Consider the following 25,550-nt stretch of genomic DNA (forward strand, 5'->3'; position numbering starts at 1 on the left):
CGTGGTGACGTAGGTGCTGTTAAAGCTGCAACAGATGCAGGTGCAGCAGCAGCTGAAAACGTAGGTGAATTGATTTCTGTACATGTCATCCCACGTCCACATTCAGAAGTAGAAGTAATCCTACCTCATAAAGAGTAGATTTTCAAAATTTCTCATACAGGTAATCAGCAATTAATGTTTTGATAGGAATAAGCATCTTGATGTAAGAATATTCATTCATGTTAATAGCTGAGCGAGGTTGAGAAGTTACATCTCAACCTCGTTGTATCCCTGTGTTTAATTTGTGGTAGAAGGATGTGAATGCATGACAGTTTATACTGAATCACGAATTAGGAAGCTAATAAAAGATGGCAAGATCAGTGAGCAAAATATCTTAAAACTTTCGAATGATGATAAATTGACTCCAGCTGCAAAAGGTTTTTTGCATGATCGCCATATTCAGATAGTTTATTCTGATTTGCCAAATAAAACTCAAACAGAGATTAGTAAACCATTTCATATGACTGTTTCGTCTCTAGAAGAGTCTGCTGTGTATCCACTACTTTTCAAGCTAACGAAACTATACACGTATTTTCTAAGATGCCAAAAAGAACTCCATCTTGCTTATTTAGATGAAAAAGTTGATCAATTGGGAAATCTACTGCAAATAGTAGAAAAGATGGTCGGCTGTTATATTGAAGAGGATATCTCATTTTATAACCCAAATTTTGGGACAAATGAAGATTTACAGTCAATTCGAGTCATTAAACAGTTGGATCAAGGAAGTGTAAGAGTTGATTACAAATGTGAGGATTGGAAACTTTCTTGCTATGAGTTATATCTTGAAATTGTCAATATCCGAAAGGAATTGACCTTAGTATCGTCTAACAATCAAGATGTTTATGCGGATAAACTAATCACATTATTGAAATCAATTGAAGTTTTAGTATGGCTTATTTTAGAATAGAATGTGGAGAATAACAATGTCTTTTGAAAATTTAATTGATAAAGTTATTGATAGGATTCAAAATGAACTAGACAGCTCCTTTGAAGTAGAAGCTAGTGGTCGACATGTGCATTTAAGTCGCAAAGAATTAGATGCTTTGTTCGGAACTGGTTATGAATTGACCAAGGTGAAAGATTTATCTCAACCTGGTCAGTATGCTTCAAAAGAACGTTTGACTGTAGTGGGTCCAAAAGGAGCTTTTCATAATGTGGTTATTTTGGGACCTGTTAGAAAAGAGTCTCAAGTAGAGGTATCACTTACAGACTGCTTACAATTAGGAGTAAAAGCTCCTATTCGTGAAAGCGGTGATATTGAAGGTACTCCAGGTATTGTATTGGTGAATGGAGATAAATCAGTTTCTTTGGATAAAGGGTTGATTGTAGCAAAACGCCATGTTCATATGACGCCTGAAGATGCAGAAAAAATTGGTGTGAAAAATCATGATATTGTAAAAGTAAAAGTTGAAGGGGCGAGACCTTTAATTTTTGATGATGTTGTGATTCGGGTCAGCCCAAAATTTGCAACCTATATGCATATTGATTACGATGAAGCCAATGCTTGTGGTTTTAGCAAAGGAATCCGTGGTCGTATTATTAAAGACTAGTATTGCTTGTTGGAGGTAGGTCAAAAATGGAAAATCTAGACAAAATCGTAGATTTGATTACAGACCGTTTAATGGATAAATTACAGGTTGAATCATACAAGTCTTCTGTATTTGTGATCGGGGCATTTGATACTCCGGATATCTTGGATAGAGAGGGCTATCAAGTTGTAAAAAATTCAAGTAGTGCTGACATCATTCTAGTAGAATCAATTGGTTTTGATGCGATGCTTCGGATAGCTTCTTTGTGTCCACTTACAGAAGATGAGGCAGTGGTGATTAAGAGTCTCTTAAAAGGAAAGAAAGTTTTGGTTCTAAATGAATTATTTGATTTCCATCAATTTAAACAGACCTCTAAAGCACTATTGTTCCAAGATCTTCAAGAACAGTACGAAAAACTGATCAGATATGGTGTTCAATTCTACAAAAAAGAAGAATTGGTATCCATCCTTGAAGAAAGTACTGGTGGAGAAAACAATAAGCCTGTCCAAGAAGTGTCAAAAAACAGCTCAACACCTAAAACTGTTGAGAAGGTTGGCTTGCTAACTGAAAAAAAATTAATTGAAATGAATCTATCTGATAATGATAGCATTCGTCTAAAAAAAGGAATGATTGTGACAGCGCTTGCAAAAGATTATTTAAAACGTCACAATATTAATATTGAAGAATAAGGAGTAGCGAGATGTTTGTTGGGAAAGTGAAAGGGAGTCTGTGGGCTACAAGAAAAGATGAAAAACTTAATGGATTAAAGTTTTTAGTGGTCGAGCGACAACTGAATGACCATCAAACAGATCCTTCTTTAGTGATTGCTGCAGACTGTATTGGTGCTGGTGAAGGTGATCAAGTATTGGTTACTACAGGAAGTTCTGCTCGAGTGAGTTTGAATAGACAGGACGTTCCAGTGGATATGGTCATTGTTGGGATCATAGATAAAGTTGAATATCAACTGGATGATTATTGAAAGTAGGGAAGAATTTATGAGTATAAATGAAATTATCATTTACATTATGGTTCTCTTTATGCTTGTTGGTGCAATTGATAAATGTATCGGCGGGAAATTGGGCCTTAGTGAGCAGTTTGAAGAAGGAATTATGGCTATGGGAGCGCTAGCGCTTTCTATGGCTGGGATTATGGTTGTAGCTCCATTGTTAGCTGATTTATTAAAACCTATCATTGTTCCTCTTTATGGTTTGGTTGGTGCGGATCCTTCGATTTTTGCAACAACATTTATCGCGAATGATATGGGTGGAGCACCTTTAGCCTTGAGCTTAGCCCAAGATAAAGCTGTTGGTGATTTTGCTGCCTACGTTTTAGGTTCTATGATGGGACCAACGATCGTGTTCACGATCCCTGTTGCCTTAGGTATTATCGAAAAATCAGATCGTCCTTTCTTGGCTCGTGGTATTTTGTACGGTTTGGTAACTGTGCCTATCGGATGTTTAGTTGGTGGATTGCTTGTTCCAGGTCTATCATTTGGTACTTTATTAATCAACTTGATCCCTATTGTCATTGTATCTGCCCTTATTTTCATAGGATTGCTTCTTATTCCAAACGGAATGATTAAAGGATTTGAAATCTTTGGTCAAATCATTGTTGTGATCGCAACTTTAGGTTTGGCATTCGGTGCAGCACAACTCTTGACTGGTAATAAATGGTTGCTTGAACTTTATCCAAAAGGTGCAGAAACCCTTCAAGAAGCATTTGTCGTTGTTGGTTCAATCGCAGTAACCTTGGCTGGTGCTTTTGGTTTAGTTGCTGTCTTTACTAAAGTAGCCAACAAACCTCTTTCAGCAATTGGTAAATCATTGGGAATGAACGAAGTAGGAGCTGCTGGTTTGGTTGCTTCTTTGGCAAACAACATTGCTATGTTCCAAATGTTAAAAGATATGGATAAACGTGGTAAGATCTTGAATATTGCCTTTGCTGTATCTGCTTCATTCGTTATCGGGGACCACTTAGGATTTACAGCTGGACAAGCTCCTAAGATGATTGTTCCAATGATGATTGGTAAGTTTGTTGGTGGGGTTACTGCCGTATTACTTGCCTACTTCTTGACTAAGAAAGAAGCCTAATCGGAGGTGTTGGTAAATGGATTATAATCGTACAGATATTGAATCTTTGGTTCGCAAAATTCTTCTAGAAGAATTGGCAGGTAAAGGTTCTGCTAAACGTGTCAGTAAAGCTGGTGTAGCTTCTATTTCACTACCAAGCTTAGATGTTCGTCCTGAAGATCGTTTGGACACAGGAAATCCTGAACATCAAGTCTATACACGTGATCTTTTGACTCTTGAAGAAAGTCCTCGACTTGGCTTAGGCTTGATGACAATGGATAAGACAACATTCCCTTGGCATTTAGATTATGATGAAGTTGATTATGTGATCGAAGGTCGTTTGGATGTTATCTCTGGTGATGAAGTGATGAGTGCCGGTCCAGGTGAAATCATCTTTATTCCAAAGGGAAGCGATATTCAATTCTCTGTTAAGGATAAGGCGCGCTTTATTTATGTGACATATCCAGCAGATTGGCAAGGATAAAAAACTTTCATATCGAATAATTTATAAGGAGCACGATACGTGCTCTTTTTGATTACGTTTTCAATTATTTATTGACAAATGCTATAATTTATATTAGAATAAAGGCATCTTTAGTGTTTAAGAATGAAGAGAGCACAACGAGGTGCTTAGTAATTTAATAAAGCAACGGAGCTACAAAAAATAGTGTATTTTTTGTAGCTCTATTTTTTTCAAGAGATAGGGGTTTTTAGGATGAAGCAGTTTATGTTAGCTGGTGTATCTAGTGGTGTTGGAAAAACTACCGTAACACTGGCTGTATTAAGGGCTTTAACAGATATGGGGTACAATGTTCAGCCGTATAAAATTGGCCCTGATTATATTGATACTTCTTACCATAGTCGTATTACGAAGAACTCATCTCGTAATCTAGATAATTTTTTAATTCCTGATACGGATTATCTGAAGTGGTCTTATTATCGTTGGCATCAAAATTCCGATGTCGCAGTGGTAGAAGGGGTGATGGGACTCTATGATGGATTAGGAACAGATAAAGATTGTGCCTCTTCTGCATCTGTTGCCAAACAGCTGAATCTACCTGTTATTTTAATTATTGATGGGAAATCAACCTCGACTTCAGCTGCAGCAATTGTGCATGGTTTTTCTTCATTTGATCCAGCGGTAAATATTGTTGGTGTCATTGTCAATCGTGTGGCTTCGGAAACCCATTATCAGCTGATTAAGGGGGCGATTGAGCGCTACACTGATATAGAAGTCCTGGGGTATTTTCCAAAAAATGTTCAAGTTGAACTTCCTTCCAGACACTTGGGATTGATTCCGGATGTAGAAATGGAGGATCTAGAAGAAAAGTTTTCTATTCTTGGAGAGCAGGCTAAAAAAACCATTCAGTTTGATCGCCTATTGGAGAAGGTTGATAGAGAGTCAATTAAACTTTCTTCTCCATTTAAACTCGAAAATTCTACCTCATTAACCATTGCTTATGCACTGGATGATGCCTTTCATTTTTATTACGAAGACAATCTGGATTTGTTGAGAAGTTTTAATGTAACCTTGCTTCCATTTAGTCCCTTAAAAGATGAACGCTTACCGGAAGCCGATGCCTATTATTTTGGTGGGGGTTATCCGGAGTTGTTTGCAAAAGAATTGTCTGACAATCGCTCCTTTAGAGAATCCGTTCTAGACGCTCATCAAAAAGGAATTCCCATCTATGCTGAATGTGGAGGCTTGATGTATCTTGGGAAAACTCTTGAGATGGAAGATCAATCCTATGAAATGGTTGGAATATTTGATGGCACTAGTGTGATGACCAATGGCCTAAAACGGTTTGGTTACTGTTTTGCAACTACCAATGAAGAATCTTTATTTGGTCCGTCTGGTACGGAAGTTCGAGGTCATGAGTTCCATCATTCCATCTTTAATACTTCTGAAAAAACAGTTTTAGAACTCAGAAAAGAAAGAGATGGAGAAGTAGTTTCCAATTGGACAGGGGGCTACCAGAAAGGGAAAACTTTTGCAAGTTACCTCCATGTTCATTTTTATCAAAAGGAACAACTCCTTATGAGTTGGATTGATTATATCTTGGAGTCTAAGAAATGATAGTTATTGCAATTTTTATCGTTCTTCTTCTGGATTGGTTAATCGGAGATCCTTATTCTTGGCCCCACCCGGTCAAGCTGATTGGAAATTTTATTTATGCTTGTTTGAAACTAGAGAACCTAAAAACAAAATTTCCTTTTCTGTTTGGCGTTCTTCTGTGGTTCTCCACTGTCGCCTTAACAGTTTCCATCACTTATGGAATCTTGTGGGGCGCTAGTCAGTTGCACCCTATTCTCTATTGGGGTATTTGGATTTATCTAGCTTACACTTGTTTGGCAACTCGTTCTCTAGCTTTTGAAGCTCTTAAAGTCTACAAAGCTATTCAGTCTGGCTCCATTGAAAAGGCTAGATATCAGGTTGGTATGATTGTTGGGAGAGAAACAGATCAACTTTCTATTCCTGAAATTTGTAATGCGACCATTGAAACGGTAGCAGAAAATGCTAGTGATGGCGTAATCGGTCCCTTATTCTGCCTATTTCTTGGTGGTCCAGTTCTAGCAATGGGCTACAAGGCTATTAATACGCTAGATTCAATGGTAGGCTATAAAACAGTCAAATATCGTAAGATTGGATTTGTTTCAGCTAAAATGGATGATTTAGTCAATCTTATCCCTGCTCGTTTAACCTGGTTCTTTATGTTGGCAAGTGCTCGGATTTTGCAATTGGATTTCAGAAATGCCATAAAAATTGGCTGGAGAGATCGCTACCAACATGCGAGTCCGAATAGTGCTTTCCCTGAATCTGTTGTTGCAGGAGCTTTAGGAATTCAATTAGGGGGGGCTCATGTTTATCATGGCGAGTTGATTTCAAAACCAACCATTGGAGACCCAATTAGGAATGTAGAAGCAGATGATATTTTAACCTCCATTTCTATGCTTTATATGACAACGACGGTTTCAACGTTCATTTTGTCAATGATTTATTTTATTCTTGTAATTTATTAAAAGAGGAGTATCTATGTCCTATATTAAAAACCCGTCCTCCATTGAGGAAAAAAGTTTTCAGATCATTCAATCGGTGATCGACCAGGATCATCCTGGCTATGAATTCCATGAAGACATGGAAGAGGCGATTATTAAACGCGCCATTCATACCACGGGTGATTTTGACTATCTCTATACCATGAAATTTATCAATCATGTTAATGAACGAATCGTTGATGTAATTCAAAATAAAGGGACCATCATTGTGGATTCTAGCATTTCCTTAAATGGGATCAATAAACGGGTGTTGGACCAAATGGGCGTTTCCTACCGTTGCTTGATTAATGATGAAGATGTCATCCAACTTGCTAAGGAAAAAAACATTACTCGAGCAATGGCTGCTATTGAAAAAGCAACAGAGATCGAAGGACCTAAAGTATTTGCTTTTGGTGGTGCTCCGACTGCTTTGTTCCATCTCCTTGATTTGATCAAAGAGAAAAAAGTTGAGGTAGACGCGATTATCGGTGTGCCCGTTGGATTTATCAATGTCTTAGAGTCTAAGGAAGCTTTATTAGCGACTGACTTGCCTGTCATGGTCAATGAAGGACGTAAAGGGGGAAGTACCCTTGTCGTGGCTATTATTAATGCGATTATCTATCAAATGCAAACGATCGTAACAGAAGACTATGTTCGTTATTCAACAGCTTTAAATGATAAAAAAGGATAAGGTATTCATGAGTTATATAAAAGTATCAAATAAGATTGAAGAAGCTAGCTTTAAAAAAATTCAAGAAATCATTGATCAGGAACATCCAGATATTGTTTTTGATAATCCATTTCATGAAGCAGTTTGGAAACGAGTTGTTTTTGCGAGTGCAGATTTTGATTACCTCTACAATATCAAATTTTCAAATGATGCTATCGACCATATTCTAGATGTTATCAAAAATAAGGGAACCATTTTTACAGATACGACCATGGTTCTAGGTGGATTTAATAAAAGAATCTTGGATGAACTAGGGGTGGCCTACAGATGTTTGGTAAATGAACCAGCAATTTTTGAAGAAGCTAAGGCAAAAGGGATCACTCGTTCTATGGCAGCGGTAGAACATGCGGCCAATGAATTGGGTCCTAAATTGTTTGTATTCGGAAACGCTCCAACTTCTATCTTTAAAGTCTTGGATATGGTAGAAGAAGGAACACTAGTCCCTGATGCTGTTATTGGTGTGCCGGTTGGCTTTGTCGGTGCAGCTGAATCAAAACAGAAGCTTCATGATAGCCCAATTCCTTCTATTGTCGCATTGGGAAGTAAGGGAGGAAGTACGATTGCAGCTGCAGTGGTAAATGCTATTTTGTACCAGTACAAACAAGAAATGGATGATTACCAACGCTTCGTAGTCCCAAATAATTAAGTAGTGAAGGAAATGGAACTATATGGATGATTATGCATATGTCAATGGAAAAAAACTAAGAAAAGGGTTTACTACTGGAACTTGTGCTACAGCAGCGACAGCCGCAGCGATTAGTATGATTCTCAATCAAGATATCGAAGAAAAAGTTACAGTTTCTACGGCAAATGGAGTAGAAGTAACAATGGATATCAAAGATCCTTCTTTTGGTGAATTTACTGCCAGTGCTGCTGTCGAAAAGGATGGTGGTGATGATGCAGATGCGACGCACGGACTCCTGATTTATTCGACAGTGACTCTCTTGCCGGATTCAAACGACATTGAGATCGATGGCGGAGAAGGTGTTGGTCGCGTCACACAAAAAGGATTGAAATGTGATGTTGGAATGGCAGCCATTAACCCAACTCCTCGGGCTATGATTGAAAAAACAGCCCGGCAATTACTTGGTCCAAACTGCGGAGCGAAAATTATTATTTCGGTACCGGGTGGAGAAGAAACAGCCAAGTTAACCTATAATTCACGCTTAGGAATAGTAGGAGGAATCTCCATTTTGGGGACGACAGGAATTGTCAATCCCATGTCAGAGGAGAGTTGGAAGGCGTCCATTACGATTGAATTAACCATGTTGTACAATCAAGGCTATCGATCGGTTGTGTTAGCACCCGGAAATTATGGCGAGGACTTTGCGACCAATGTGCTGGGAATTCCACCTCATCGAATTGTGAACATGAGTAACTTTGTTGGTCATGTCCTTAAAGAAGTCCAGCGGATTGGCTTTACTCGGGTCCTGATGGTTGGCCATATGGGTAAATTTGTCAAGGTGGCTGGTGGGATTTTCTCAACTCATAGCAAAGATTCAGATGCGCGAATGGAAATTATTATGGCAAATCTAGCCTTGCTAGGGGCTCCAGTTGAACTTCTTGAGAAAGTGGATCAGTGTATTACAACAGATGCGGCTGGAACTTTAATTGAGGAGTATCACTACGAAGAAGTCTATCAAGTGCTGGTGGACAAGATGAAATTTCGATCGGAGCGGTTGCTGCGGAATCGGAAGCCGGAAGTGAGCATTGATGTAGTAACCTTTGGGACAGAAGCTGGGTATCTGGCTTCAACCCAAACATTAGAAGAAATAGCGGAGGAATGGACGTGATCTATGTAATTGGAATAGGGCCAGGAGCCCCTTCCTATGGACTTTTGGGAAGTGAAGAGATTTATCAGAAGGCAGACTATATTCTTGGAAGTGAGCGACATTTAGAAATCCTTCCAGCTGCCTATCAAGAAAAAGGGGTTGTACCTCCAAAGAAACTTGCGGAGTTGGCTCAATTAATCGAGTCTTATCCAGAAGATGCAACCATTCTTTACCTAGCATCGGGCGATCCCCTAATCTATGGTTTGGGAAAATGGTTGTCTGAGAAATTTAAAGGGCGCGTGGTGGTTCAGCCAGGGATTTCTTCCTTCCAGTATCTCGCGAGCAAAGTCTTTCTCCCTATGAATGATGCCTACTTAACAAGTAGCCATGCAAAAATTCCTGATTTTGATTTCTTTCTTTCTCTACCGAAGGTATTTATGGTGACGGATAAGAAAATTGGTCCCTATGAAATAGCGCAAGAGGTGATGAAACGGGGATTGAAAAAAGTTTTAGTCATTGGTGAAAATCTTAGCTATGAAGATGAAAAAATTGAAATTTTAGCAGAGGACCAAGTGATTGATCGTCAATATGAAATGAATGTGGTGGTGATACTAAATGAAGGATTCGGCATTTATTAGAGCAAAGGTCCCAATGACTAAAGAAGAAGTCAGAGCTATCAGTATTGATAAATTAGACTTGCATAAAGCTAAGAGAATGTTGGATGTTGGCTCTGGTACCGGTAGTGTAACGATTCAAGCAGCTGTTTCCTTTCCAAATTTGGAAGTCGTAGCAATTGAACAAAATGAAGATGCTGTTGCCTTGACACAGGAGAATATTGACTACTTTGGCTGTCAGAATATTACTCTAATAAAAGGCAAAGCTCCTGTTGAGCTAGAAGGTCAATTCGATGCGATATTTGTCGGTGGAACCGGGGGCAATATGGCTGAAATCTTTGAGTGGTGTGAACATCTGTTAGTTCCGGGAGGACGCTTTGTTTTAAACTTTATCCTCTTGGAAAATGCTATGGAAGCGATTCAGCTTGCTGAAGAGATGGAATGGCAAGACTTAGACGTCGTATCCATCCAAGCGAGCAGATGGTCTGCCCTAGGAAAAGGGCATTATTTCAAACAGCAAAACCCAACTATTATTGTTTCAGCTGTAAAACCAGAAAGGAAATAAAGCTATGTCAATTGTACATTTTGTAGGCGCAGGACCTGGTGATGTGGAACTCATTACCCTAAAAGGTTATCGAAAATTATCCCAAGCGGACGTGGTCATTTATGCGGGTTCTCTCGTGAATCCAGATCTTCTTCAATATTGTAAGGAAGGTGCGGAGATTCATGACAGCGCGTCTATGCATTTGATGGAAATTATTGATGTCATGGAAGAAGCAGTGAAAGCTGGAAAAGACGTCGTTCGCTTACAAACAGGCGATTTCTCTATTTATGGTTCTATTCGTGAGCAAACAGAAGAGATGAAGAAGAGAGGAATTGAATTTGACTGTATTCCTGGGGTGAGCTCTTTCCTAGGAGCTGCCTCAAGTATTGGAACAGAATATACAGTCCCTGAAGTTTCTCAAAGTGTCATTATCACTCGCATGGCCGGACGGACCCCTGTTCCTGAACGAGAATCCCTCCGAAGCTATGCTCAGCATAGAACCTCTATGGCCATTTTCTTATCTGTACAGGGGATTGAGAAAGTGGTGGCTGAATTGGTTGAGGGTGGCTATCCAATAGAAACACCTGTCGCAGTAATCTATAAGGCAACTTGGCCAGATGAACGCAAGGTCTTTGGGACATTGGAGACCATTGCTGAGAAGGTCAAAGAAGCTAAAATTAGAAAAACTGCCTTGATTTTAGTTGGAGATTTCTTAGGTGAAGAGTTTTACTACTCTAAACTCTATCACAAAGAATTCCACCATGAATTCCGTAAAGGATTGAGTTCGCATGCTAAATGATTCCCCTCGTTACGCCATTGTGGCGGTTACTAACAACGCAAAAAATCTCGGACTAGAGCTCAAGGAAAAACTTGGGATTGATTGTCCGGTCTATACCACTGTGAAAATCGCTGACTCTCGGACGGTACCGATTGAAGGACGTGTCATTGAAGGACTTCGGACGGTATTCCAAGAGGTGGATGTCTTAATTTGTATCATGGCGATTGGTGCGGTTGTCAGAGGCATTGCCCCTGTTATTAAAGACAAAACAACTGATCCTGCTGTGATCGTTATGGATGAAAAAGCCAATCATGTGATTAGTTTATTGAGTGGTCACTTAGGTGGGGCCAATCAAGTTACACTTAAAATCGCTGAATTATTAGATTCAAATCCAGTGATCACGACCGCAACCGATACACAAAATGTTGTAGCCTTGGATAATATTGCTAAAGAAGTAAATGGGTGGCGGGAAGAATTGCGCTACTTAGTGAAAGTATTCAATTCTTATTTAGCGAATAAGGACTGTGTCTATTTTTATCAAGAAAAGCCTTGGGTTTCTGACCTGAGAGGGCTAACAGTAATTGAAGAAAATCAGATTCAGGAAGTCCTTGCTAATAAGAGCCCATTTATTTGGTTGACCTCTCAAGCAGTTGAGGTTGACGAAGAAGTGGTAGCCCTGATTCATCCAAAACCTTATGTTTTAGGAGTTGGGGCAAAGAAGGATCTTCCACCTTCCACTTTTATGGAATCTTTTCATGCATTTTGTGAACAAGAGGGAATCTCCGGTTCAGAAATCGCAAAAATTGCTAGTATTGATGTCAAAAAAAATGAACAGGCGATACTAGAATTAGCCCAACACCTTGACTGTCCTTTCCATACCTACTCCAAGGAGGAACTGCTAGTGGTGGCGGATAAATATCCGCAATCGGAATTTGTCAAGAAGACTGTTGGGGTTGGTAGTGTGGCGCTTGCTAGTGCAGACCTTGCAAGTAAAGGAAATGTGCTGACCCAACGGTTCGCACAAAATGGTGCAACATTTGCACTTGGTAAATTAGTTAACAATTATTAAATATTAAATTTAAGGAGAAATACATATGTTATACGTTATTGGACTTGGCCCAGGTAAAGAAGAATTGATGTCTCAAGAGGCATTGGAAGCAATCAAGGATTGTGAAATTATTGTAGGGTATTCTACCTACATGCGTTTGATCAAAGATCTTGTAAAAGATAAAGAAATGGTTGCGACTGGGATGCGTCATGAGATTGAACGCTGTCAAAAAGCTATTGACCTAGCTCACGAAACTGGAAAAAATGTTGGGGTCGTTTCGAGTGGGGATGCCGGTGTCTATGGGATGGCTGGTTTGATCCTCGAGTTATTAGAAGAAAACGATACGCTTGAAGTGAAGGTTGTACCAGGAATTACAGCAAGCCTTGGAGCAGCTGCAGTGATGGGAGCACCTCTCATGAACGACTTCTGTCATATTTCACTTAGTGACTTGATGACTCCATGGGAAATGATTGAAAAACGTCTTCATGCAGCAGCACAAGGTGACTTTGTCGTTTGTCTATATAATCCAAGAAGTAAAGGTCGTCCAGAGCACTTAGCAAGAGCACTTGAAATTATGTCTGAATACAAAGCCAAAGATACGATTGTTGGTATCGGTAAGGATATCGGACGTAAGGAAGAACAAATTGTGCTTACTACGATTGAAGACTTGGATGAAACTCTTGTAGACATGACTACAATTGTTATTGTTGGAAACAAAGAGACTTATGTGAAAAATGGTCGCATGATCACACCTCGAGGATATACACTATGATGAAACTACTTTTCGGTGGAACAGCTGAAAGTACAGAGATTCTTGAATTCCTCTCGCAACAGAATATCCCGGTGACTACCTCTGTTGTGTCGGATTATGGCCGCCATTTAGCTTCTAAATTTGGGCAGAACGTGGTCCAAGGAAGAATGACAGCTGACCAAATGGTTGCTTTCATCAAAGAGAATGACGTTGATGAAATTATTGATGCTTCGCATCCCTTTGCGGATATTGTCTCTCAAGAAGCGATGAAAGCAGCGAACCAGGCGGGAATTCCATATGTGCGCTTTGAAAGACAAGCTACCATCGACTTATCGGGTGCTACCGTTGTTCATTCGACAGAAGAAGCCATTGCATACATCAAAGAGAAAGAGTATAAAACAGTCTATTTAGGAACTGGAAGCAAAACCTTGCCATTATTCGTCCATGGTTTACCAGAGTCGCGTATTGTGGTTCGTGTTCTTCCAACTTCGGAAGTTCTAAAAGGTTGTGAAGAGTTGGGACTTGTTCCGGATCAGATTGATGCGATTAAGGCTCCTTTCTCTAAAGAGTGCAACAAAGAATTGCTGGCTCGCTCGAAAGCGGAAGTATTTGTTTCCAAAGAAAGCGGAAGTATTGGTGGGATTCGAGAAAAAATCGAAGGCTGTCAAGAACTTGGAATGGATTGTGTGATTATTTCACGACCTATTGTCAACTATTCTAAAGTAGTGTCAACTATTGAGGAATTGGAGACCCATTTAAAGAAAGAGGTGAATGGATGAGCGGCTTTGTTAGTTTAGTAGGTGCGGGTCCAGGGGATGAAGAATTAATCTCTATTAAAGGAGCACGGAGACTAGAAGAGGCGGATGTTCTCATCTATGACCGCTTAGTGAATCCTATGCTTCTAGCCTACACAAAAGCGAACTGTGAAAAGATCTATGTTGGTAAGATTCCTAATCAACCTTGTGTTTCTCAAGAAAAAATTGAAGAAGTCTTGGTTGCAAAAGCCAAAGAAGGGAAAAAAGTTGTTCGCCTAAAAAGTGGCGATCCCTATATTTTTGGCCGAGGAGGAGAGGAAGCTCAAACTCTTATCCAAGAAGGGATTCCCTTTGAAGTTGTACCAGGAATCACCTCAGCTATAGCCGGCCTTGCCTATGCAGGCATTCCCATGACCTTTAGAAATGTCGCGACTAGCTTTCATGTCTTTACTGGCCATCTACAAGATGCCAGTGAAGCATTGAACTGGGATGCGATTTCCCACTTAAAAGGAACTCTAGTCTTCCTTATGGGAATGAAAAACTTGCAGACCATTTGTGAGGAATTGATGGTTCGTGGTTACGATAAGGAAACTCCGGTTGCGATTATCGAATGGGCTACTCACCCTCAACAACGCTCGATCGATGGAAAATTAGAGACCATTGTTGAACTGGCTGAAAAACACCAGATGAAAGCACCAAGTTTAATTGTGATTGGGGACGTTGTTGCTTTCCGTGAGGAATTAAACTACCATGAAAAACTGCCTTTGTTCGGTCGAACCGTTTTGGTGCAAGAAACTCCTAATGCCAAACTTCCTAAACTATTGAGGGATGCTGGGGCGACAGTGTATGCTTTTCAGTCACCAAGTAAATTACTTGCAAAAGAACTGCAACTTCCTCAACTTTCTAGCATCGACGGTTTAGTAGTGACAGACCCAAGCTCTTGGAACTTCTTTGTTGCCTATTTGCAACAAGAAGATCTGGATATACGGAGTCTCAGCCATCTGAAGATTGTAGCAAGTGGTCATCATACCATCAAGACCATTAAAGAAGCAGGTATTCGCCTCTATGATCAAATCAATGATGTTGCAGAAGAGAATTTTGTGAAACGGATGAGTGAGCAAGAAGGAAACTGGATCATTCTCACTTCTGATATTAAGGAAAAAGCAGTAGCAGAAGCTTTGAACTTCCCGATCCACACCACACATTCTGTTGACTTTGAAAGTGGATCATTCTCTTATCATGCAGAGGATATCCAGCTGATCTGTTTGCCAAACTCTGCTGCAGCTTACCACTTTGTGTTGATGGCAGAGAAAACCCAAGAGAATTGGAAAGAGAAACCGATTGTCATTATGGGAGACAATACTAGGTCTGTATTGGAAAAAGCTGGCTATCATCAGTTGATTGAAACAGAAGAGAGAACCTTAAAATCGGTTTGTGAAGCTTGCCAAACTTTTTTTAGAAGGGAAAGTGAAAATGACTAAAGCGATTATTGTTGTCAGTTTCGGTACTACCTATCCTGAAACACGAAAGAAAACCATTCAAGCCTGTGAAGAGACGATCCAACAGCGGTTCCCAGATTTTCAGGTCCACCGTGCCTTCACTTCGAATGTTGTCATTAAGCGCATTAAAGAAAATGAAGGAATCTCAGTTCCAACTGTGAACCAATTATTGGAACAATTGAAAAAGGATGGTGTCAAGGAAGTTTATATTCAACCACTCCACATTATCTTGGGAAGTGAATATGAAAAAGTGGTTCACCAAGCCAATCAGTTTAAAGAAGATTTTGAACTTCTAAAAATCGGGAAACCTCTTCTTTTTAGTGAAGAAGATTATGAAAATGTTGCAAATATTCTTGTAAAAGAATACAATAATGATGATGTAGACGAAGCAACCATCCTTATGGGACATGGTAGTCAGCATTATGCCTTTACTGCCTACGCCGCTTTGGATCATATGTTGACGGATGAAGCTGTCTATATCGGCTGTGTCGAGTCTTATCCTCCGGTAGAGTTACTCGAAAAACGTCTGGAAGCTAAAGGCATTAAAAAAGTTCATCTTGCTCCCTTTATGTTAGTGGCTGGGGATCATGCTACCAATGATTTGTGTTCGGATGAAGAAGGATCATGGAAACACTTCTTTACAGAAAAAGGCTACCAAGTAGAGACACACTTGATTGGACTTGGTGAATACCCAAGTGTTCAAGAACTCTATGTTCAACACTTAGAAAAGATTATTAAATAGGAGGTCTAAAATGGCAACATTTTACGGTATTGGGATTGGTCCAGGAGACAGTGAACTCGTAACCGTTAAAGCCAAAAATATTCTGCAAACATTGGATATTTTGTACACTCCTGAAGCCAAACGCGGTTCTAAGAGTGTGGCATTGACGATTGCGAGTCCCTATGTCAGTGATCATCTAGAGATTAAACAACGCCACTTTCCAATGGTTCGTTCCTTAGAAAAGAAGGAACCTCAATGGGAACAAATTGCTGCTGAAATTGTAGAAGATGTAAAAGCTGGGAAGAATGTTGGCTTTATCACTTTAGGGGATCCGATGGTCTATAGTACCTATAGTTACCTCTTGAGATTAATTGGGAATAGCATTGATACCCAAACGATTCCTGGAATTACCTCATTTGGTAGCATGGCTTCTGTCTTGGGGCAACCATTGACCATGGATGAAGAGTCCTTTGCAGTTGTTCCTGCTACAGCAGATGCGGATAAGATTGACCAAGCACTAGCGATTCATGATACAGTTGTGATTATGAAAGTGGCCAATCATTTGGATGTGATTCTTCCCTTGTTGGAGAAGTACGACCTGATTGAAAAAACATTTTTAGTCAGTCATGCCTCTACTGAAAAGCAAAGAATTTTGTACGGAGTATCGGACTTAACAGTCGATGACAAATTGGATTATTTTACAACCCTATTGGTCAAGAAACATCCATTAGGGTAATGAAAAAAGGAGTGATATTATGAAACAACGTAAAAAAATGATAGCAATTGCTCTTTTAGTATTGCTAATCATCTTTAGACCTCAACCTGTATCTGCTATGCACATTATGGAAGGGTATCTCCCTTTGGTATGGTGTATTGTCTGGTTCTTACTATTTTTACCATTCTTCATTTTAGGTTTGATCAAAATTAAGAAGATTATTTCAAAAGATCCAAATTCAAAAACCATGTTGGCCTTATCCGGTGCCTTTATCTTTATCTTATCCTCATTGAAGATCCCTTCAGTAACAGGATCTAGCTCTCACCCAACCGGTGTTGGTTTGGGAACTGCTATGTTTGGACCATCTGTTATTAGTGTACTAGGAACGATTTGTTTGTTGTTCCAAGCTCTTCTTCTTGCCCACGGTGGGTTGACAACCCTTGGTGCCAATGCTTTTTCAATGGCAGTCGTAGGTCCTTTTGTCGGATTTGCAGTTTATAAATTTAGCCGTTCTTTGAAACTATCTAAACCAGTCTCACTCTTCTTGTGTGCGATGCTTGCAGATTTAGCGACTTATGCAACAACTTCGCTTCAACTTGGATTGGTCTTCCCGGATCCAACCACTGGATTTGTGGGTTCAACCATTAAGTTCTTAGGAGTCTTTCTAATTACGCAAATTCCAATTGCCATTGTAGAAGGACTACTTACAGTTATCTTCTATAACTTGATTTCTGAAAATGCGACAGAAAGAGAGGGGCTCTTCCTATGAAAAAACAAAAAAATCTTTTGTTATTAGCTGCCATTGTTGTGATTATTGTCGGTGCTTTCTTATTTGCTCCTAAAGGAGTAGAATATAGTGGTACGGATGATGCTGCAGAAAATGCTATTTCGACTATTCAAAAGGACTATAAACCTTGGTTTTCACCTTTGTTTGAACCACCAGGATCAGAAGTTGAAAGCTTGCTCTTTACCCTTCAAGGTAGTATCGGTGCGGGGATTATCTTCTATGTCATCGGTTACCAAAGAGGAAAAAAACATCAAGAAAAATAATTTAGTTTAGTAAGTATTTGTATGGGAGGAAACTATGTTTGTAATTGATCGCTATGCGTATAATAACCGTTGGACTGCAGTTCCAGAACTGCATAAGTTCAGTTTGTATATTTTGTTAATGATTATTTCTTTCTCTGGTTTCCTCCCCTTACAAATTCTACTAATTGTTATCATGGTCCCCTTGACGTGTTATATTGCTAGACTTCCTATTTTAAAATACTTGAGCTGGTTTCGCTATCCGTCTATTTTCATTTTATTAAGTATGGCGACCTTTGTCATTAGCTATGGTGAAAATAGTCATCAGTTTTTAATGGCCATTCCAGTTGGAAGTCATGGCTATTTAGGAGTTTTTCATTCTTCTGCCAAACAAGTTGGACCGATTGTTATGAGAATTTACTGTTCTTTAATTTCAACCTATTTTATGGCTTTAACCATTCCCTTTAACCAGATGATGAAGCTTTGTAAAACCCTTCATTTGCCGGCTATCTTAATGGAATTAATCGTTCTTATGTATCGCTTTATCTTTCTAGTATTAATCGAATTTTTAACCATTCGAGATACCTTAGATTTGAAGTTTTCATTTGTAAATAAGAAAAAAAGTTATCTTGGCTGGGGAAGATTAGCCAATACCTTATTTGTCAAATTATTGGCAGATAATCAGCGCTTAAATGATGTCTTAACCCTGAAATTTGCTCAAGCTAAAGAAATTGATGAAGAGGAATAAAAATATGTTAAAATTAGAGAATATTACAGTTTTATTTGATGATTTGAAAGCTGTGGACCATGTGAATATGGAATTCATGGAAGGAAAGATTACTGGAATTATTGGAACCAACGGTTCCGGGAAATCTACCCTGATGAAGGTCATGACCAAACTGCTCAAGCCCCAAGAAGGCAGTGTGAGTTTAGATAATCAGGTCATTCAAGATAAGAAGAAAGCTTTGTTTGCTTACCGGCAAGAAGTCAATATGGTCTTTCAAAATCCGGAGCAGCAATTGTTTTATACCATTGCCAAAGATGATATTGGCATGGCATTAGAGAATTTAGGATACTCCAAAGAGGAGTGTGAGAAACGGGTTCAAGAAGCCATTGAACTGATGGACATCGAAGAGTTGCAGGATCGACCGGTGCAATATTTGAGTTACGGCCAAAAGAAAAAAGTAGCCATTGCGGGGATGTTAGCTCTCAAACCACGTTTTCTATTGTTAGACGAGCCGACTGCTGGATTGGATCCTAAAGGGCGGGACCAAATGGCCATGATTATGAAAAAACTAGTTTCCAATGGAACCAGCATTATTGTTACCAGCCACGACATGGATCTCATGTATGACTGTTGTGACTATGCCTACCTCATCAAAAAAGGCAAGATTATGACCCAAGGAACAAAATATGAAGTATTCCAGGAAGAAAAATTGTTGTTAGATGCTGGACTTTCTGTGCCATGGATTGTCAAACTTCATCAGGCAATCCAGACACCCCTTGTTGAAGATGAAGAGATTCTATTTGAGCAGTTGAAAGAAGGATATCTATGGCAAAATCGTTAATGATTCAGGGAACAGCTTCAGATGCTGGTAAAAGCTTAATTGCTGCGGGCTTGTGTCGTATTTTAAAACAAGATGGTTACACGGTTGTTCCCTTTAAATCCCAAAATATGGCTTTAAATTCTTTTATCACCAAAAAAGGATTTGAGATGGGGAGAGCTCAGGTCGTACAAGCAGAAGCCGCAGGTATTGATCCAGATGTTCGCATGAATCCTGTCCTACTGAAACCAACTTCGGATCGTAAATCCCAAGTTGTTTTTATGGGCAAAGTCCTTAAAGATATGGATGCGGTGGATTATCATGAATTTAAGCAGGAGTTACTGCCTAAAATCAAAGAAGTCTATCAAGAACTAGACCAGGAATACGACGCCATTATCCTAGAAGGTGCGGGTAGTCCAGCAGAAATCAACTTAAACGAACGAGATATCGTCAATATGGGAATGGCGCGTTTGGTCGATGCGCCTGTCATTTTAGTAGCGGACATTGACAAGGGAGGAGTATTTGCCTCTATTTATGGTACAATCGAATTAATGCCAGAAGAGGATCGTAAACGGATCAAAGGGGTTTTGATCAACAAATTTAGGGGGGATGTAGCCCTGCTTCAATCAGGTATTGATATGATTGAAGAGCTCACTCAAGTACCGGTATTAGGAGTTGTCCCATATGCAGACATTGACATTGATAGCGAAGATAGTGTCGCTTTAAGCAGTAAAGGACGCAGCTTTAATCAGGAAAAAGATCTGGATGTGGCTATTATTACCTTGAAACGGATCTCTAACTTCACCGATTTTCATAGTTTGGAAATTCAACCAGACGTTTCGGTTCGTTATGTCATGCCAGGGGATGCAATTGGAAATCCAGATCTCTTGATTCTACCTGGAAGTAAAAATACCATCGAAGATATGCAAGTTCTCCAAGATTCAGGGATTGTTGATCAAATCCGTCAGTGCGCTGATCAGGGCATTCGAATTTTTGGAATTTGTGGGGGCTTCCAACTTTTAGGAAAGAAAATTTCAGATCCAAACCATGTCGAATCAGAATTGGATGAAATTGAAGGGCTAGGGCTTCTGGATATCGCAACGCAGATGCAGGGAACAAAACGGACAACTCAAGTCCAGGCAGAACACGAAGGACAAATTCTGGAAGGTTACGAAATCCATATGGGAGAAACAGAGATATCAGATAGCTTGACACCATTTTCTCGTATCATTCTTCAAAATGGTGAGGAAACAAGCAGATATGATGGAGCTGTTTCACCGGACAAACGAATTCAAGGGACCTATCTCCATGGTGTCTTTGATAACTCTCAATGGACGCGCGATTATTTGAACCAAATTCGAATTGAAAAGGGCTTGGAACCTATCACAGATCAGGCGATTGATCTCAAAGAATTCAAGGATTTGCAATATGATAAGCTGGCAGCAATTATTCGTGATGCAGTCGATATGAAAAAGATATACCAGATTATGAACGGAGAAGAGCTTTAATGAGAATTTACACAAAGTATGGGGATAAAGGGTTTACCCGTCTATATGGTGGGGATCGTGTATCCAAAACACATATTCGTGTGGAAGCATACGGGACCATGGATGAATTGTGCTCTCAAGTTGGCTACCTGGTATCTGAAATGAAGGAATACAAAGAATTAGATGATATCAGAGAAGAATGTGAGGAGATTCAGCAACATTTATTTGACTGTGGAAGCGATCTTGCTACTCCTAGAGAATTGAGACCATACAAACAAAAGGAATCAGATATTACCTTCCTAGAAGAAAAAATGGATGCTTATATGCACATTCCAGAAAAGATTGATCGCTTCATTATTCCTGGCGGCCATCGGATCGCCAGTCTCTGTCATGTTGCTCGTACTATGACCCGTCGATTGGAGCGAAAAATGGTTGCTGTCATTGAAGCAGATGAAATGGTCAATGAAGTCGGCTTGATCTATATCAATCGCTTGTCAGATTACTTCTTTGTCATAGCTCGCTTGGTTAACCATCGCCTAGAAGTCAAAGATACAGTCTATAAACGAAGTGCTAAGATTTTTAGAGAAAGAAAAGAGGGAGAATAGTCATGTATCCTGTCATGATGAATATCCAAAATAAACCAGTCGTCATTATTGGTGGAGGAAAAGTAGCAGCCCGCAAGATTAAGACTTTGTTGTCAGAAGGGGCCAAGGTTACAGTCATTAGTCCTGAAATCAATGAAGTGATTCCTAAATCGCAGGTTGAATGGATTCAAAGAAGCTACCAAACTGGGGATTTGGAAGGGGCAAAATTGGTATTTGCCTGCACAGATAACCAGGAAGTCAATAAAAAAGTGATGGAAGAGGCGCACCCTAGTCAGTTCGTCAATAATACTGGGGATAAGAAAAATTCCGATTTTTATAATGTGGCTATTGCTTCAAATAAGGAACTTTCCGTCATGATCTCTACAAACGGCTTATCGCCATCGCGCTCAAAAGAAGTCAGAAAAAAGATCGAACAACTTTTAGATCAATTGTAAGAACGGGGCGGACAGAATGTATTTATTATATCTTGGTGTAACCCATCGTGTGGCACCATTATCCATTTTAGAGCGGGTTCATTTTTCTGATGAAGAAAAAAAAGAAGCTCTACTCAAATTAAAAGAGGAAAAAAGTATTCTGGAAGATGTCATCCTGTCAACCTGTAACCGGACAGAGTTGTATCTGGTTGTTGACCAACTGCATACCGGTCGTTATTATTCCAAGCATTTTTTAGCAGATTGGTTTCGGATTGACATCGAGGAACTAGAGCCTTATCTTACCTTTAAAGAAGGCAATGAGGCTTTAGAACATTTATTTAGAGTATCCATTGGCTTAGATTCCAAGATTGTAGGTGAAACACAAGTTCTCGGTCAATTAAAGCAGGCCTTTTTGAGCGCCCAAGAAACTGGTACGACAGGAATCGTCCTCAATCAAGCTTTTAGGCAAGCGGTGACCTTTGCTAAAAGAATGCACGATGTCTACCGGATCAATGCCCGGCCTATGTCCATCGGTTTGACCTCTTTACAAATGTTGGATAAGGAAGACCTTGATTATGAGAATACAAAAATCGTGGTCATCGGATTAGGGGAAATTGGCCAATTGGTGACCAAGTATGTTCTACAACGTCCCTTTCAGTCTATCCGCTTGGTCAATCGCACCCTTTCCAAGGCCAACCCTTATTTAACAGAAGATCGTATTCAGGCTTATTCTTGGAATGATTTAGAAGAAGCCGTGAAAGATGCGGATATTATTTTCACTGCTATCAAGTCTGAAGGCTATATTCTCTATCCGCATATGGTGAAAGCAGGAGCGATTGTTTTCGACTTGTGCTTGCCACGGACCTGCCATCCAAATTCGGCCATTACCATTCACAATATCGAAAATATCACCAGCGAATTGCAAGCCTTTTTTGAGGAAAGAAATGAGATTGCTAAGAGTATCGAAGCAGAGATTTCCAATGAACTAGTGAGTTTTGAAGAGTGGAAGCAGCAGTTAGGCATTATTCCCCTGATTCAAGAGATTCGAGAAAAGGCGATTCAGGCTCAGCAGTCAGCTATGGAAAGCTTATTACGCAAACTTCCAGATCTTACTGATCGAGAAAAGAAACAAATCTCGAAGCATATGAAGAGCATCATCAATCAAATCTTGAAGGAGCCTTTGTTGCAATTAAAAGAAATGTCTGTGGGTGAAAATTCGGAATATGATATTGCCTTGATAGCTAAAATTTTCGATCTTCATAGCGGAAAGGGAGTGAACCATGAGAAGCATTAAAGTCGGAACCAGGAAAAGTCAGTTGGCCATGACCCAGACCAAAATGGTGGTAGAGCGTTTAAAAGAATGCTATCCTGATGTGGAGTTTGAATTGGTCCCCTATAAAACCCAAGGAGATCGGTTGGTTCATGTTTCTCTGCAAACCATTGGTGGAAAAGGGGTCTTTGTCAAGGAAATTGAGCAGGCGCTCTTAAATCAAGACATCGATATCGCCATCCATAGCTTAAAAGATGTTCCTTCTATCCTTGTGGACGGATGTACCATTGGTGCCATTCCGGAGCGAGAAGATGTCAGAGACTGTCTGATCTATAGAGAAGAAGGCATGACTCTTGAAACTCTTCCGCAAGGGGCAGTTGTAGGGACCAGTAGTATTCGACGCCAGGTCCAACTTCAGAGTCTAAGAAGTGATCTCCAATTCAAACCTTTACGTGGAAATATTGATTCGCGCATCCGCAAGTTACAAGAAGGCGAATGCGATGCTATCGTGCTAGCTGCTGCTGGCCTAAAACGGATCGGGTATTTAGATCAGTCGCCCTCTCTCAATTTAGAATTTTTAGATCCTCAGACATTTATTCCTGCTGTTTCACAAGGGGCCTTAGCCGTCGAATGCCGGGAAGACGATGAGGAAGTCCTGCATCTATTGGCAGCGATTCACGATCAGGAAGTAGAAAACTGCATCCAATTGGAAAGAAGCTTCCTAAGCTTGATGAATGCGGATTGTACCTTCCCGGTAGGAGCTCACGCTCAATATATCGAGGGGCAATACCAGTTGAAGACCATGTTGGCAGATGGTAAGGATCGATGCTTGTACGTGTCTCTCACTTCTAAGGATGGAAGCGATCTTCCCAAACTGGCTTTAGAGCAACTAATGGAAAAAGGAGCCTTAATAGACAAATGGTGGGAAGCTTAATTATTTTTACAAGAGAACAAAAACCCTCTGTCGAATTACAGACTTTACTAGACCGGAACCAAGTCAAATGGTTGCATGCGCCCCTCATTTGCACACAAGGCAATCCCCTTCCACTCATTTTTGAAGAAAAACTGGCCAAAGCTGATTGGGTCTTCTTTACGAGTGCCAATACGGTTCAGTTATTTCTTCCCTATTTGAGACCTGATTTGAAGATTGCCTCGATCGGAAGTCAGACCAGTAAGTTATTGAGAGAGCATCAACTAGATGTCACCTTTGAGTCCAGTAGTCAGTATGGAGTGGATTTTATCAAGGAGTGGGCTAGTCAATATGGGGATCCGCAAAACATTCTCTTCCCTCATAGTGATTTGGCCAATCCGACCTATCCAAAGATGTTACAGGAATTGGGACATGACGTTTATGCTTGGCCTCTTTATCAAACGGTCGCCAATCAAGAGGGAATCGATAAAATAAGAGACATCTTGTCCTTAGAGGAAAAATGTGTATGGACCTTTGCCAGTCCGTCAGCCTGGGATGTTTTTTATCAAGAGGGGCTTTCTTTACCAGAGCATCACCAAATTGGGGTGATTGGAGAGACCACAGCAAAAGCTGTTTTAGATTGTGGTGTCTCGGTAAACTATATGCCTTCTAGTCCATCCATGCTACAATTGGTAGAGGTGATTATAAAGGAGATACAAGATCATGAATTTTAAAAGACATCGTAGACTTAGAAAAAATTCTCTCATGAGAGATTTGGTCAGAGAAACGACTGTAAGCGTCAATGACTTTATTCAACCGCTTTTTATAAAAGAAAATCTAGAGCAAAAAGAAGAAGTGACTTCCATGCCAGGTGTCTTTCAATTTGCTTTGACGGATCTTTTAGAAGAGGTGGAATCTTGTGTGCAACTTGGGATTAAAGCCTTTATTCTGTTTGGAATCCCTGCAGAAAAAGACGAAGTTGGTTCACAGGCTTCTAGCCCAGACGGGATCGTTCAAAAAGCCCTTCGCTTGATCAAACAACACTATCCAGATCTCATACTAATTGCAGATACCTGCCTCTGTGAATTTACTAGTCATGGACATTGTGGCATCCTAGATGGTGAAACGGTTGTCAATGATCTTTCTTTGGACCGCTTAGTTCAAGTAGCCATAAGCCAAGCAGAAGCCGGAGCAGACATTATTGCTCCTTCGAATGCCATGGATGGTTACGTAGCGGCGATTCGTGAAGGCTTAGATAAGTCTGGCTTTGACATGGTACCCATTATGTCTTATTCGGTTAAGTTTGCCTCTAGTTTTTATGGACCATTTCGGGATGCCGGTGAAAGTGCACCAGCTTTTGGAGACAGAAAGACTTACCAGATGGATCCAGCAAACCGTTTAGAAGCTCTTCGAGAAGCTCAAAGTGATGAAGAAGAAGGAGCAGATTTCCTCATGGTGAAACCCGCTCTTGCCTTCTTAGATGTCTTGAGAGATCTAAGAAATCAAAGTGATCTTCCTCTAGTCGCTTATAATGTCAGTGGGGAATACAGTATGGTGAAGGCTGCTGCTGCCCAAGGTTGGATTGATGAGCGTGCCGTTGTCATGGAAAGTCTTATCGGAATGAAGCGAGCAGGAGCGGATTTAATCATATCTTATTTTGCCAAGGATGTAGCAGGATATTTGAAAGGCTAGGAT

The 25,550-nt window shown here is 40.1% G+C and carries 32 protein-coding genes; all 32 read left to right on the top strand.

Annotated elements, in window-relative coordinates; genetic code table 11:
- Positions 1-138, top strand: a 138-nt coding sequence (locus I2F76_RS02325; RefSeq protein ID WP_195487149.1) for a BMC domain-containing protein, incomplete at its 5' end; no start/stop codon positions are given.
- A 166-nt stretch (positions 139-304) separates the two neighbouring features.
- Entirely contained in the window at positions 305-946 is a 642-nt protein-coding gene (locus tag I2F76_RS02330; protein ID WP_195487150.1) for a hypothetical protein, read from the top strand.
- Between the two features lie 16 nt (positions 947-962).
- Entirely contained in the window at positions 963-1,589 is a 627-nt protein-coding gene (gene eutD, locus I2F76_RS02335; protein WP_195487151.1) for an ethanolamine utilization phosphate acetyltransferase EutD, read from the top strand.
- Positions 1,590-1,615: 26 nt separating this feature from the next.
- Positions 1,616-2,257: an ethanolamine utilization protein gene (locus tag I2F76_RS02340; RefSeq protein ID WP_049474841.1), complete on the top strand. Its 642-nt coding sequence runs from the start codon at positions 1,616-1,618 to the stop codon at positions 2,255-2,257.
- Between the two features lie 11 nt (positions 2,258-2,268).
- Entirely contained in the window at positions 2,269-2,547 is a 279-nt protein-coding gene (locus I2F76_RS02345) for a EutN/CcmL family microcompartment protein (RefSeq protein ID WP_049474842.1), read from the top strand.
- 16 nt (positions 2,548-2,563) lie between these two features.
- On the top strand, positions 2,564-3,658 hold the full coding sequence (locus I2F76_RS02350) for an ethanolamine utilization protein EutH (RefSeq protein WP_049474843.1): 1,095 nt from the start codon (positions 2,564-2,566) through the stop codon (positions 3,656-3,658).
- 16 nt (positions 3,659-3,674) lie between these two features.
- Positions 3,675-4,121, top strand: a complete 447-nt coding sequence (locus I2F76_RS02355; RefSeq protein WP_003006908.1) for a cupin domain-containing protein — start codon at positions 3,675-3,677, stop codon at positions 4,119-4,121.
- Between the two features lie 231 nt (positions 4,122-4,352).
- Complete coding sequence (locus tag I2F76_RS02360) at positions 4,353-5,714, top strand: cobyrinate a,c-diamide synthase (RefSeq protein WP_049516015.1); 1,362 nt, start codon at positions 4,353-4,355, stop codon at positions 5,712-5,714.
- Positions 5,711-6,658 (top strand): adenosylcobinamide-phosphate synthase CbiB, encoded by a 948-nt coding sequence (gene cbiB / locus I2F76_RS02365; protein ID WP_049516012.1) that lies wholly within the window; start codon positions 5,711-5,713, stop codon positions 6,656-6,658. Before I2F76_RS02360 ends, cbiB begins: the two co-directional genes overlap by 4 nt.
- 13 nt (positions 6,659-6,671) lie before the next feature.
- The gene (locus tag I2F76_RS02370) at positions 6,672-7,364 is read left to right on the top strand and encodes a cobalt-precorrin-8 methylmutase (RefSeq protein WP_009730866.1); all 693 of its coding nucleotides are present in this window, start codon (positions 6,672-6,674) and stop codon (positions 7,362-7,364) included.
- A 7-nt stretch (positions 7,365-7,371) separates the two neighbouring features.
- The gene (locus tag I2F76_RS02375) at positions 7,372-8,049 is read left to right on the top strand and encodes a cobalt-precorrin-8 methylmutase (protein WP_049516010.1); all 678 of its coding nucleotides are present in this window, start codon (positions 7,372-7,374) and stop codon (positions 8,047-8,049) included.
- Positions 8,050-8,071: 22 nt separating this feature from the next.
- The gene (gene cbiD / locus I2F76_RS02380) at positions 8,072-9,196 is read left to right on the top strand and encodes a cobalt-precorrin-5B (C(1))-methyltransferase CbiD (RefSeq protein WP_049516009.1); all 1,125 of its coding nucleotides are present in this window, start codon (positions 8,072-8,074) and stop codon (positions 9,194-9,196) included.
- Entirely contained in the window at positions 9,187-9,813 is a 627-nt protein-coding gene (locus I2F76_RS02385; protein ID WP_049516007.1) for a cobalt-precorrin-7 (C(5))-methyltransferase, read from the top strand. Before cbiD ends, I2F76_RS02385 begins: the two co-directional genes overlap by 10 nt.
- Entirely contained in the window at positions 9,791-10,354 is a 564-nt protein-coding gene (locus I2F76_RS02390; protein WP_009730870.1) for a decarboxylating cobalt-precorrin-6B (C(15))-methyltransferase, read from the top strand. The genes I2F76_RS02385 and I2F76_RS02390 overlap by 23 nt, the downstream gene beginning before the upstream one ends.
- Positions 10,355-10,358: 4 nt before the next feature.
- Entirely contained in the window at positions 10,359-11,132 is a 774-nt protein-coding gene (locus I2F76_RS02395; protein WP_049516003.1) for a cobalt-precorrin-4 methyltransferase, read from the top strand.
- Positions 11,122-12,180: a cobalt-precorrin 5A hydrolase gene (locus I2F76_RS02400; protein WP_195487152.1), complete on the top strand. Its 1,059-nt coding sequence runs from the start codon at positions 11,122-11,124 to the stop codon at positions 12,178-12,180. Before I2F76_RS02395 ends, I2F76_RS02400 begins: the two co-directional genes overlap by 11 nt.
- A gap of 25 nt (positions 12,181-12,205) precedes the next feature.
- Complete coding sequence (gene cobJ / locus I2F76_RS02405; RefSeq protein WP_009730873.1) at positions 12,206-12,931, top strand: precorrin-3B C(17)-methyltransferase; 726 nt, start codon at positions 12,206-12,208, stop codon at positions 12,929-12,931.
- Positions 12,928-13,689 carry a precorrin-6A reductase gene (gene cobK / locus I2F76_RS02410; protein WP_049515999.1) on the top strand — a complete coding sequence of 254 codons (762 nt, stop codon included), beginning with the start codon at positions 12,928-12,930 and terminating at the stop codon, positions 13,687-13,689. The genes cobJ and cobK overlap by 4 nt, the downstream gene beginning before the upstream one ends.
- Positions 13,686-15,146, top strand: a complete 1,461-nt coding sequence (gene cobA / locus I2F76_RS02415; protein ID WP_049515996.1) for a uroporphyrinogen-III C-methyltransferase — start codon at positions 13,686-13,688, stop codon at positions 15,144-15,146. The genes cobK and cobA overlap by 4 nt, the downstream gene beginning before the upstream one ends.
- On the top strand, positions 15,139-15,906 hold the full coding sequence (locus tag I2F76_RS02420) for a sirohydrochlorin cobaltochelatase (protein WP_049515994.1): 768 nt from the start codon (positions 15,139-15,141) through the stop codon (positions 15,904-15,906). Before cobA ends, I2F76_RS02420 begins: the two co-directional genes overlap by 8 nt.
- 10 nt (positions 15,907-15,916) lie before the next feature.
- Entirely contained in the window at positions 15,917-16,621 is a 705-nt protein-coding gene (locus I2F76_RS02425) for a cobalt-factor II C(20)-methyltransferase (protein ID WP_003006937.1), read from the top strand.
- Between the two features lie 19 nt (positions 16,622-16,640).
- Positions 16,641-17,369, top strand: coding sequence for an energy-coupling factor ABC transporter permease (locus I2F76_RS02430; protein WP_195487153.1), 729 nt, complete (start codon positions 16,641-16,643; stop codon positions 17,367-17,369).
- A complete protein-coding gene (locus tag I2F76_RS02435; protein ID WP_003010674.1) occupies positions 17,366-17,650 on the top strand; it encodes an energy-coupling factor ABC transporter substrate-binding protein in 285 nt (94 codons plus the stop codon). The genes I2F76_RS02430 and I2F76_RS02435 overlap by 4 nt, the downstream gene beginning before the upstream one ends.
- A 34-nt stretch (positions 17,651-17,684) precedes the next feature.
- Complete coding sequence (locus I2F76_RS02440; RefSeq protein ID WP_195487154.1) at positions 17,685-18,374, top strand: CbiQ family ECF transporter T component; 690 nt, start codon at positions 17,685-17,687, stop codon at positions 18,372-18,374.
- Between the two features lie 4 nt (positions 18,375-18,378).
- Positions 18,379-19,194, top strand: coding sequence for an energy-coupling factor ABC transporter ATP-binding protein (locus I2F76_RS02445; protein ID WP_049515107.1), 816 nt, complete (start codon positions 18,379-18,381; stop codon positions 19,192-19,194).
- Positions 19,179-20,678, top strand: a complete 1,500-nt coding sequence (locus I2F76_RS02450) for a cobyric acid synthase (RefSeq protein ID WP_195487155.1) — start codon at positions 19,179-19,181, stop codon at positions 20,676-20,678. The genes I2F76_RS02445 and I2F76_RS02450 overlap by 16 nt, the downstream gene beginning before the upstream one ends.
- Entirely contained in the window at positions 20,678-21,262 is a 585-nt protein-coding gene (locus I2F76_RS02455) for a cob(I)yrinic acid a,c-diamide adenosyltransferase (protein WP_006596220.1), read from the top strand. Before I2F76_RS02450 ends, I2F76_RS02455 begins: the two co-directional genes overlap by 1 nt.
- Positions 21,263-21,264: 2 nt before the next feature.
- Positions 21,265-21,696, top strand: coding sequence for a precorrin-2 dehydrogenase/sirohydrochlorin ferrochelatase family protein (locus I2F76_RS02460; protein ID WP_009730882.1), 432 nt, complete (start codon positions 21,265-21,267; stop codon positions 21,694-21,696).
- Positions 21,697-21,712: 16 nt separating this feature from the next.
- Positions 21,713-22,969 carry a glutamyl-tRNA reductase gene (gene hemA, locus I2F76_RS02465; protein WP_195487156.1) on the top strand — a complete coding sequence of 419 codons (1,257 nt, stop codon included), beginning with the start codon at positions 21,713-21,715 and terminating at the stop codon, positions 22,967-22,969.
- Complete coding sequence (hemC, locus tag I2F76_RS02470; RefSeq protein WP_195487157.1) at positions 22,956-23,879, top strand: hydroxymethylbilane synthase; 924 nt, start codon at positions 22,956-22,958, stop codon at positions 23,877-23,879. Before hemA ends, hemC begins: the two co-directional genes overlap by 14 nt.
- Positions 23,864-24,589 (top strand): uroporphyrinogen-III synthase, encoded by a 726-nt coding sequence (locus tag I2F76_RS02475; protein WP_195487158.1) that lies wholly within the window; start codon positions 23,864-23,866, stop codon positions 24,587-24,589. Before hemC ends, I2F76_RS02475 begins: the two co-directional genes overlap by 16 nt.
- Positions 24,579-25,547 (top strand): porphobilinogen synthase, encoded by a 969-nt coding sequence (gene hemB, locus I2F76_RS02480; protein ID WP_195487159.1) that lies wholly within the window; start codon positions 24,579-24,581, stop codon positions 25,545-25,547. Before I2F76_RS02475 ends, hemB begins: the two co-directional genes overlap by 11 nt.
- Positions 25,548-25,550: the final 3 nt, after the last annotated feature.

The sequence above is a fragment of the Streptococcus parasanguinis genome (assembly GCF_015557775.1).
Lineage (GTDB): Bacteria > Bacillota > Bacilli > Lactobacillales > Streptococcaceae > Streptococcus > Streptococcus parasanguinis_AA.

Coding starts and splice junctions, on each gene's coding strand:
- I2F76_RS02330 (WP_195487150.1), top strand. CDS start 305: ATGACAGTTTATACTGAATCACGAATTAGGAAGCTAATAAAAGATGGC.
- eutD (WP_195487151.1), top strand. CDS start 963: ATGTCTTTTGAAAATTTAATTGATAAAGTTATTGATAGGATTCAAAAT.
- I2F76_RS02340 (WP_049474841.1), top strand. CDS start 1,616: ATGGAAAATCTAGACAAAATCGTAGATTTGATTACAGACCGTTTAATG.
- I2F76_RS02345 (WP_049474842.1), top strand. CDS start 2,269: ATGTTTGTTGGGAAAGTGAAAGGGAGTCTGTGGGCTACAAGAAAAGAT.
- I2F76_RS02350 (WP_049474843.1), top strand. CDS start 2,564: ATGAGTATAAATGAAATTATCATTTACATTATGGTTCTCTTTATGCTT.
- I2F76_RS02355 (WP_003006908.1), top strand. CDS start 3,675: ATGGATTATAATCGTACAGATATTGAATCTTTGGTTCGCAAAATTCTT.
- I2F76_RS02360 (WP_049516015.1), top strand. CDS start 4,353: ATGAAGCAGTTTATGTTAGCTGGTGTATCTAGTGGTGTTGGAAAAACT.
- cbiB (WP_049516012.1), top strand. CDS start 5,711: ATGATAGTTATTGCAATTTTTATCGTTCTTCTTCTGGATTGGTTAATC.
- I2F76_RS02370 (WP_009730866.1), top strand. CDS start 6,672: ATGTCCTATATTAAAAACCCGTCCTCCATTGAGGAAAAAAGTTTTCAG.
- I2F76_RS02375 (WP_049516010.1), top strand. CDS start 7,372: ATGAGTTATATAAAAGTATCAAATAAGATTGAAGAAGCTAGCTTTAAA.
- cbiD (WP_049516009.1), top strand. CDS start 8,072: ATGGATGATTATGCATATGTCAATGGAAAAAAACTAAGAAAAGGGTTT.
- I2F76_RS02385 (WP_049516007.1), top strand. CDS start 9,187: ATGGACGTGATCTATGTAATTGGAATAGGGCCAGGAGCCCCTTCCTAT.
- I2F76_RS02390 (WP_009730870.1), top strand. CDS start 9,791: ATGAAGGATTCGGCATTTATTAGAGCAAAGGTCCCAATGACTAAAGAA.
- I2F76_RS02395 (WP_049516003.1), top strand. CDS start 10,359: ATGTCAATTGTACATTTTGTAGGCGCAGGACCTGGTGATGTGGAACTC.
- I2F76_RS02400 (WP_195487152.1), top strand. CDS start 11,122: ATGCTAAATGATTCCCCTCGTTACGCCATTGTGGCGGTTACTAACAAC.
- cobJ (WP_009730873.1), top strand. CDS start 12,206: ATGTTATACGTTATTGGACTTGGCCCAGGTAAAGAAGAATTGATGTCT.
- cobK (WP_049515999.1), top strand. CDS start 12,928: ATGATGAAACTACTTTTCGGTGGAACAGCTGAAAGTACAGAGATTCTT.
- cobA (WP_049515996.1), top strand. CDS start 13,686: ATGAGCGGCTTTGTTAGTTTAGTAGGTGCGGGTCCAGGGGATGAAGAA.
- I2F76_RS02420 (WP_049515994.1), top strand. CDS start 15,139: ATGACTAAAGCGATTATTGTTGTCAGTTTCGGTACTACCTATCCTGAA.
- I2F76_RS02425 (WP_003006937.1), top strand. CDS start 15,917: ATGGCAACATTTTACGGTATTGGGATTGGTCCAGGAGACAGTGAACTC.
- I2F76_RS02430 (WP_195487153.1), top strand. CDS start 16,641: ATGAAACAACGTAAAAAAATGATAGCAATTGCTCTTTTAGTATTGCTA.
- I2F76_RS02435 (WP_003010674.1), top strand. CDS start 17,366: ATGAAAAAACAAAAAAATCTTTTGTTATTAGCTGCCATTGTTGTGATT.
- I2F76_RS02440 (WP_195487154.1), top strand. CDS start 17,685: ATGTTTGTAATTGATCGCTATGCGTATAATAACCGTTGGACTGCAGTT.
- I2F76_RS02445 (WP_049515107.1), top strand. CDS start 18,379: ATGTTAAAATTAGAGAATATTACAGTTTTATTTGATGATTTGAAAGCT.
- I2F76_RS02450 (WP_195487155.1), top strand. CDS start 19,179: ATGGCAAAATCGTTAATGATTCAGGGAACAGCTTCAGATGCTGGTAAA.
- I2F76_RS02455 (WP_006596220.1), top strand. CDS start 20,678: ATGAGAATTTACACAAAGTATGGGGATAAAGGGTTTACCCGTCTATAT.
- I2F76_RS02460 (WP_009730882.1), top strand. CDS start 21,265: ATGTATCCTGTCATGATGAATATCCAAAATAAACCAGTCGTCATTATT.
- hemA (WP_195487156.1), top strand. CDS start 21,713: ATGTATTTATTATATCTTGGTGTAACCCATCGTGTGGCACCATTATCC.
- hemC (WP_195487157.1), top strand. CDS start 22,956: ATGAGAAGCATTAAAGTCGGAACCAGGAAAAGTCAGTTGGCCATGACC.
- I2F76_RS02475 (WP_195487158.1), top strand. CDS start 23,864: ATGGTGGGAAGCTTAATTATTTTTACAAGAGAACAAAAACCCTCTGTC.
- hemB (WP_195487159.1), top strand. CDS start 24,579: ATGAATTTTAAAAGACATCGTAGACTTAGAAAAAATTCTCTCATGAGA.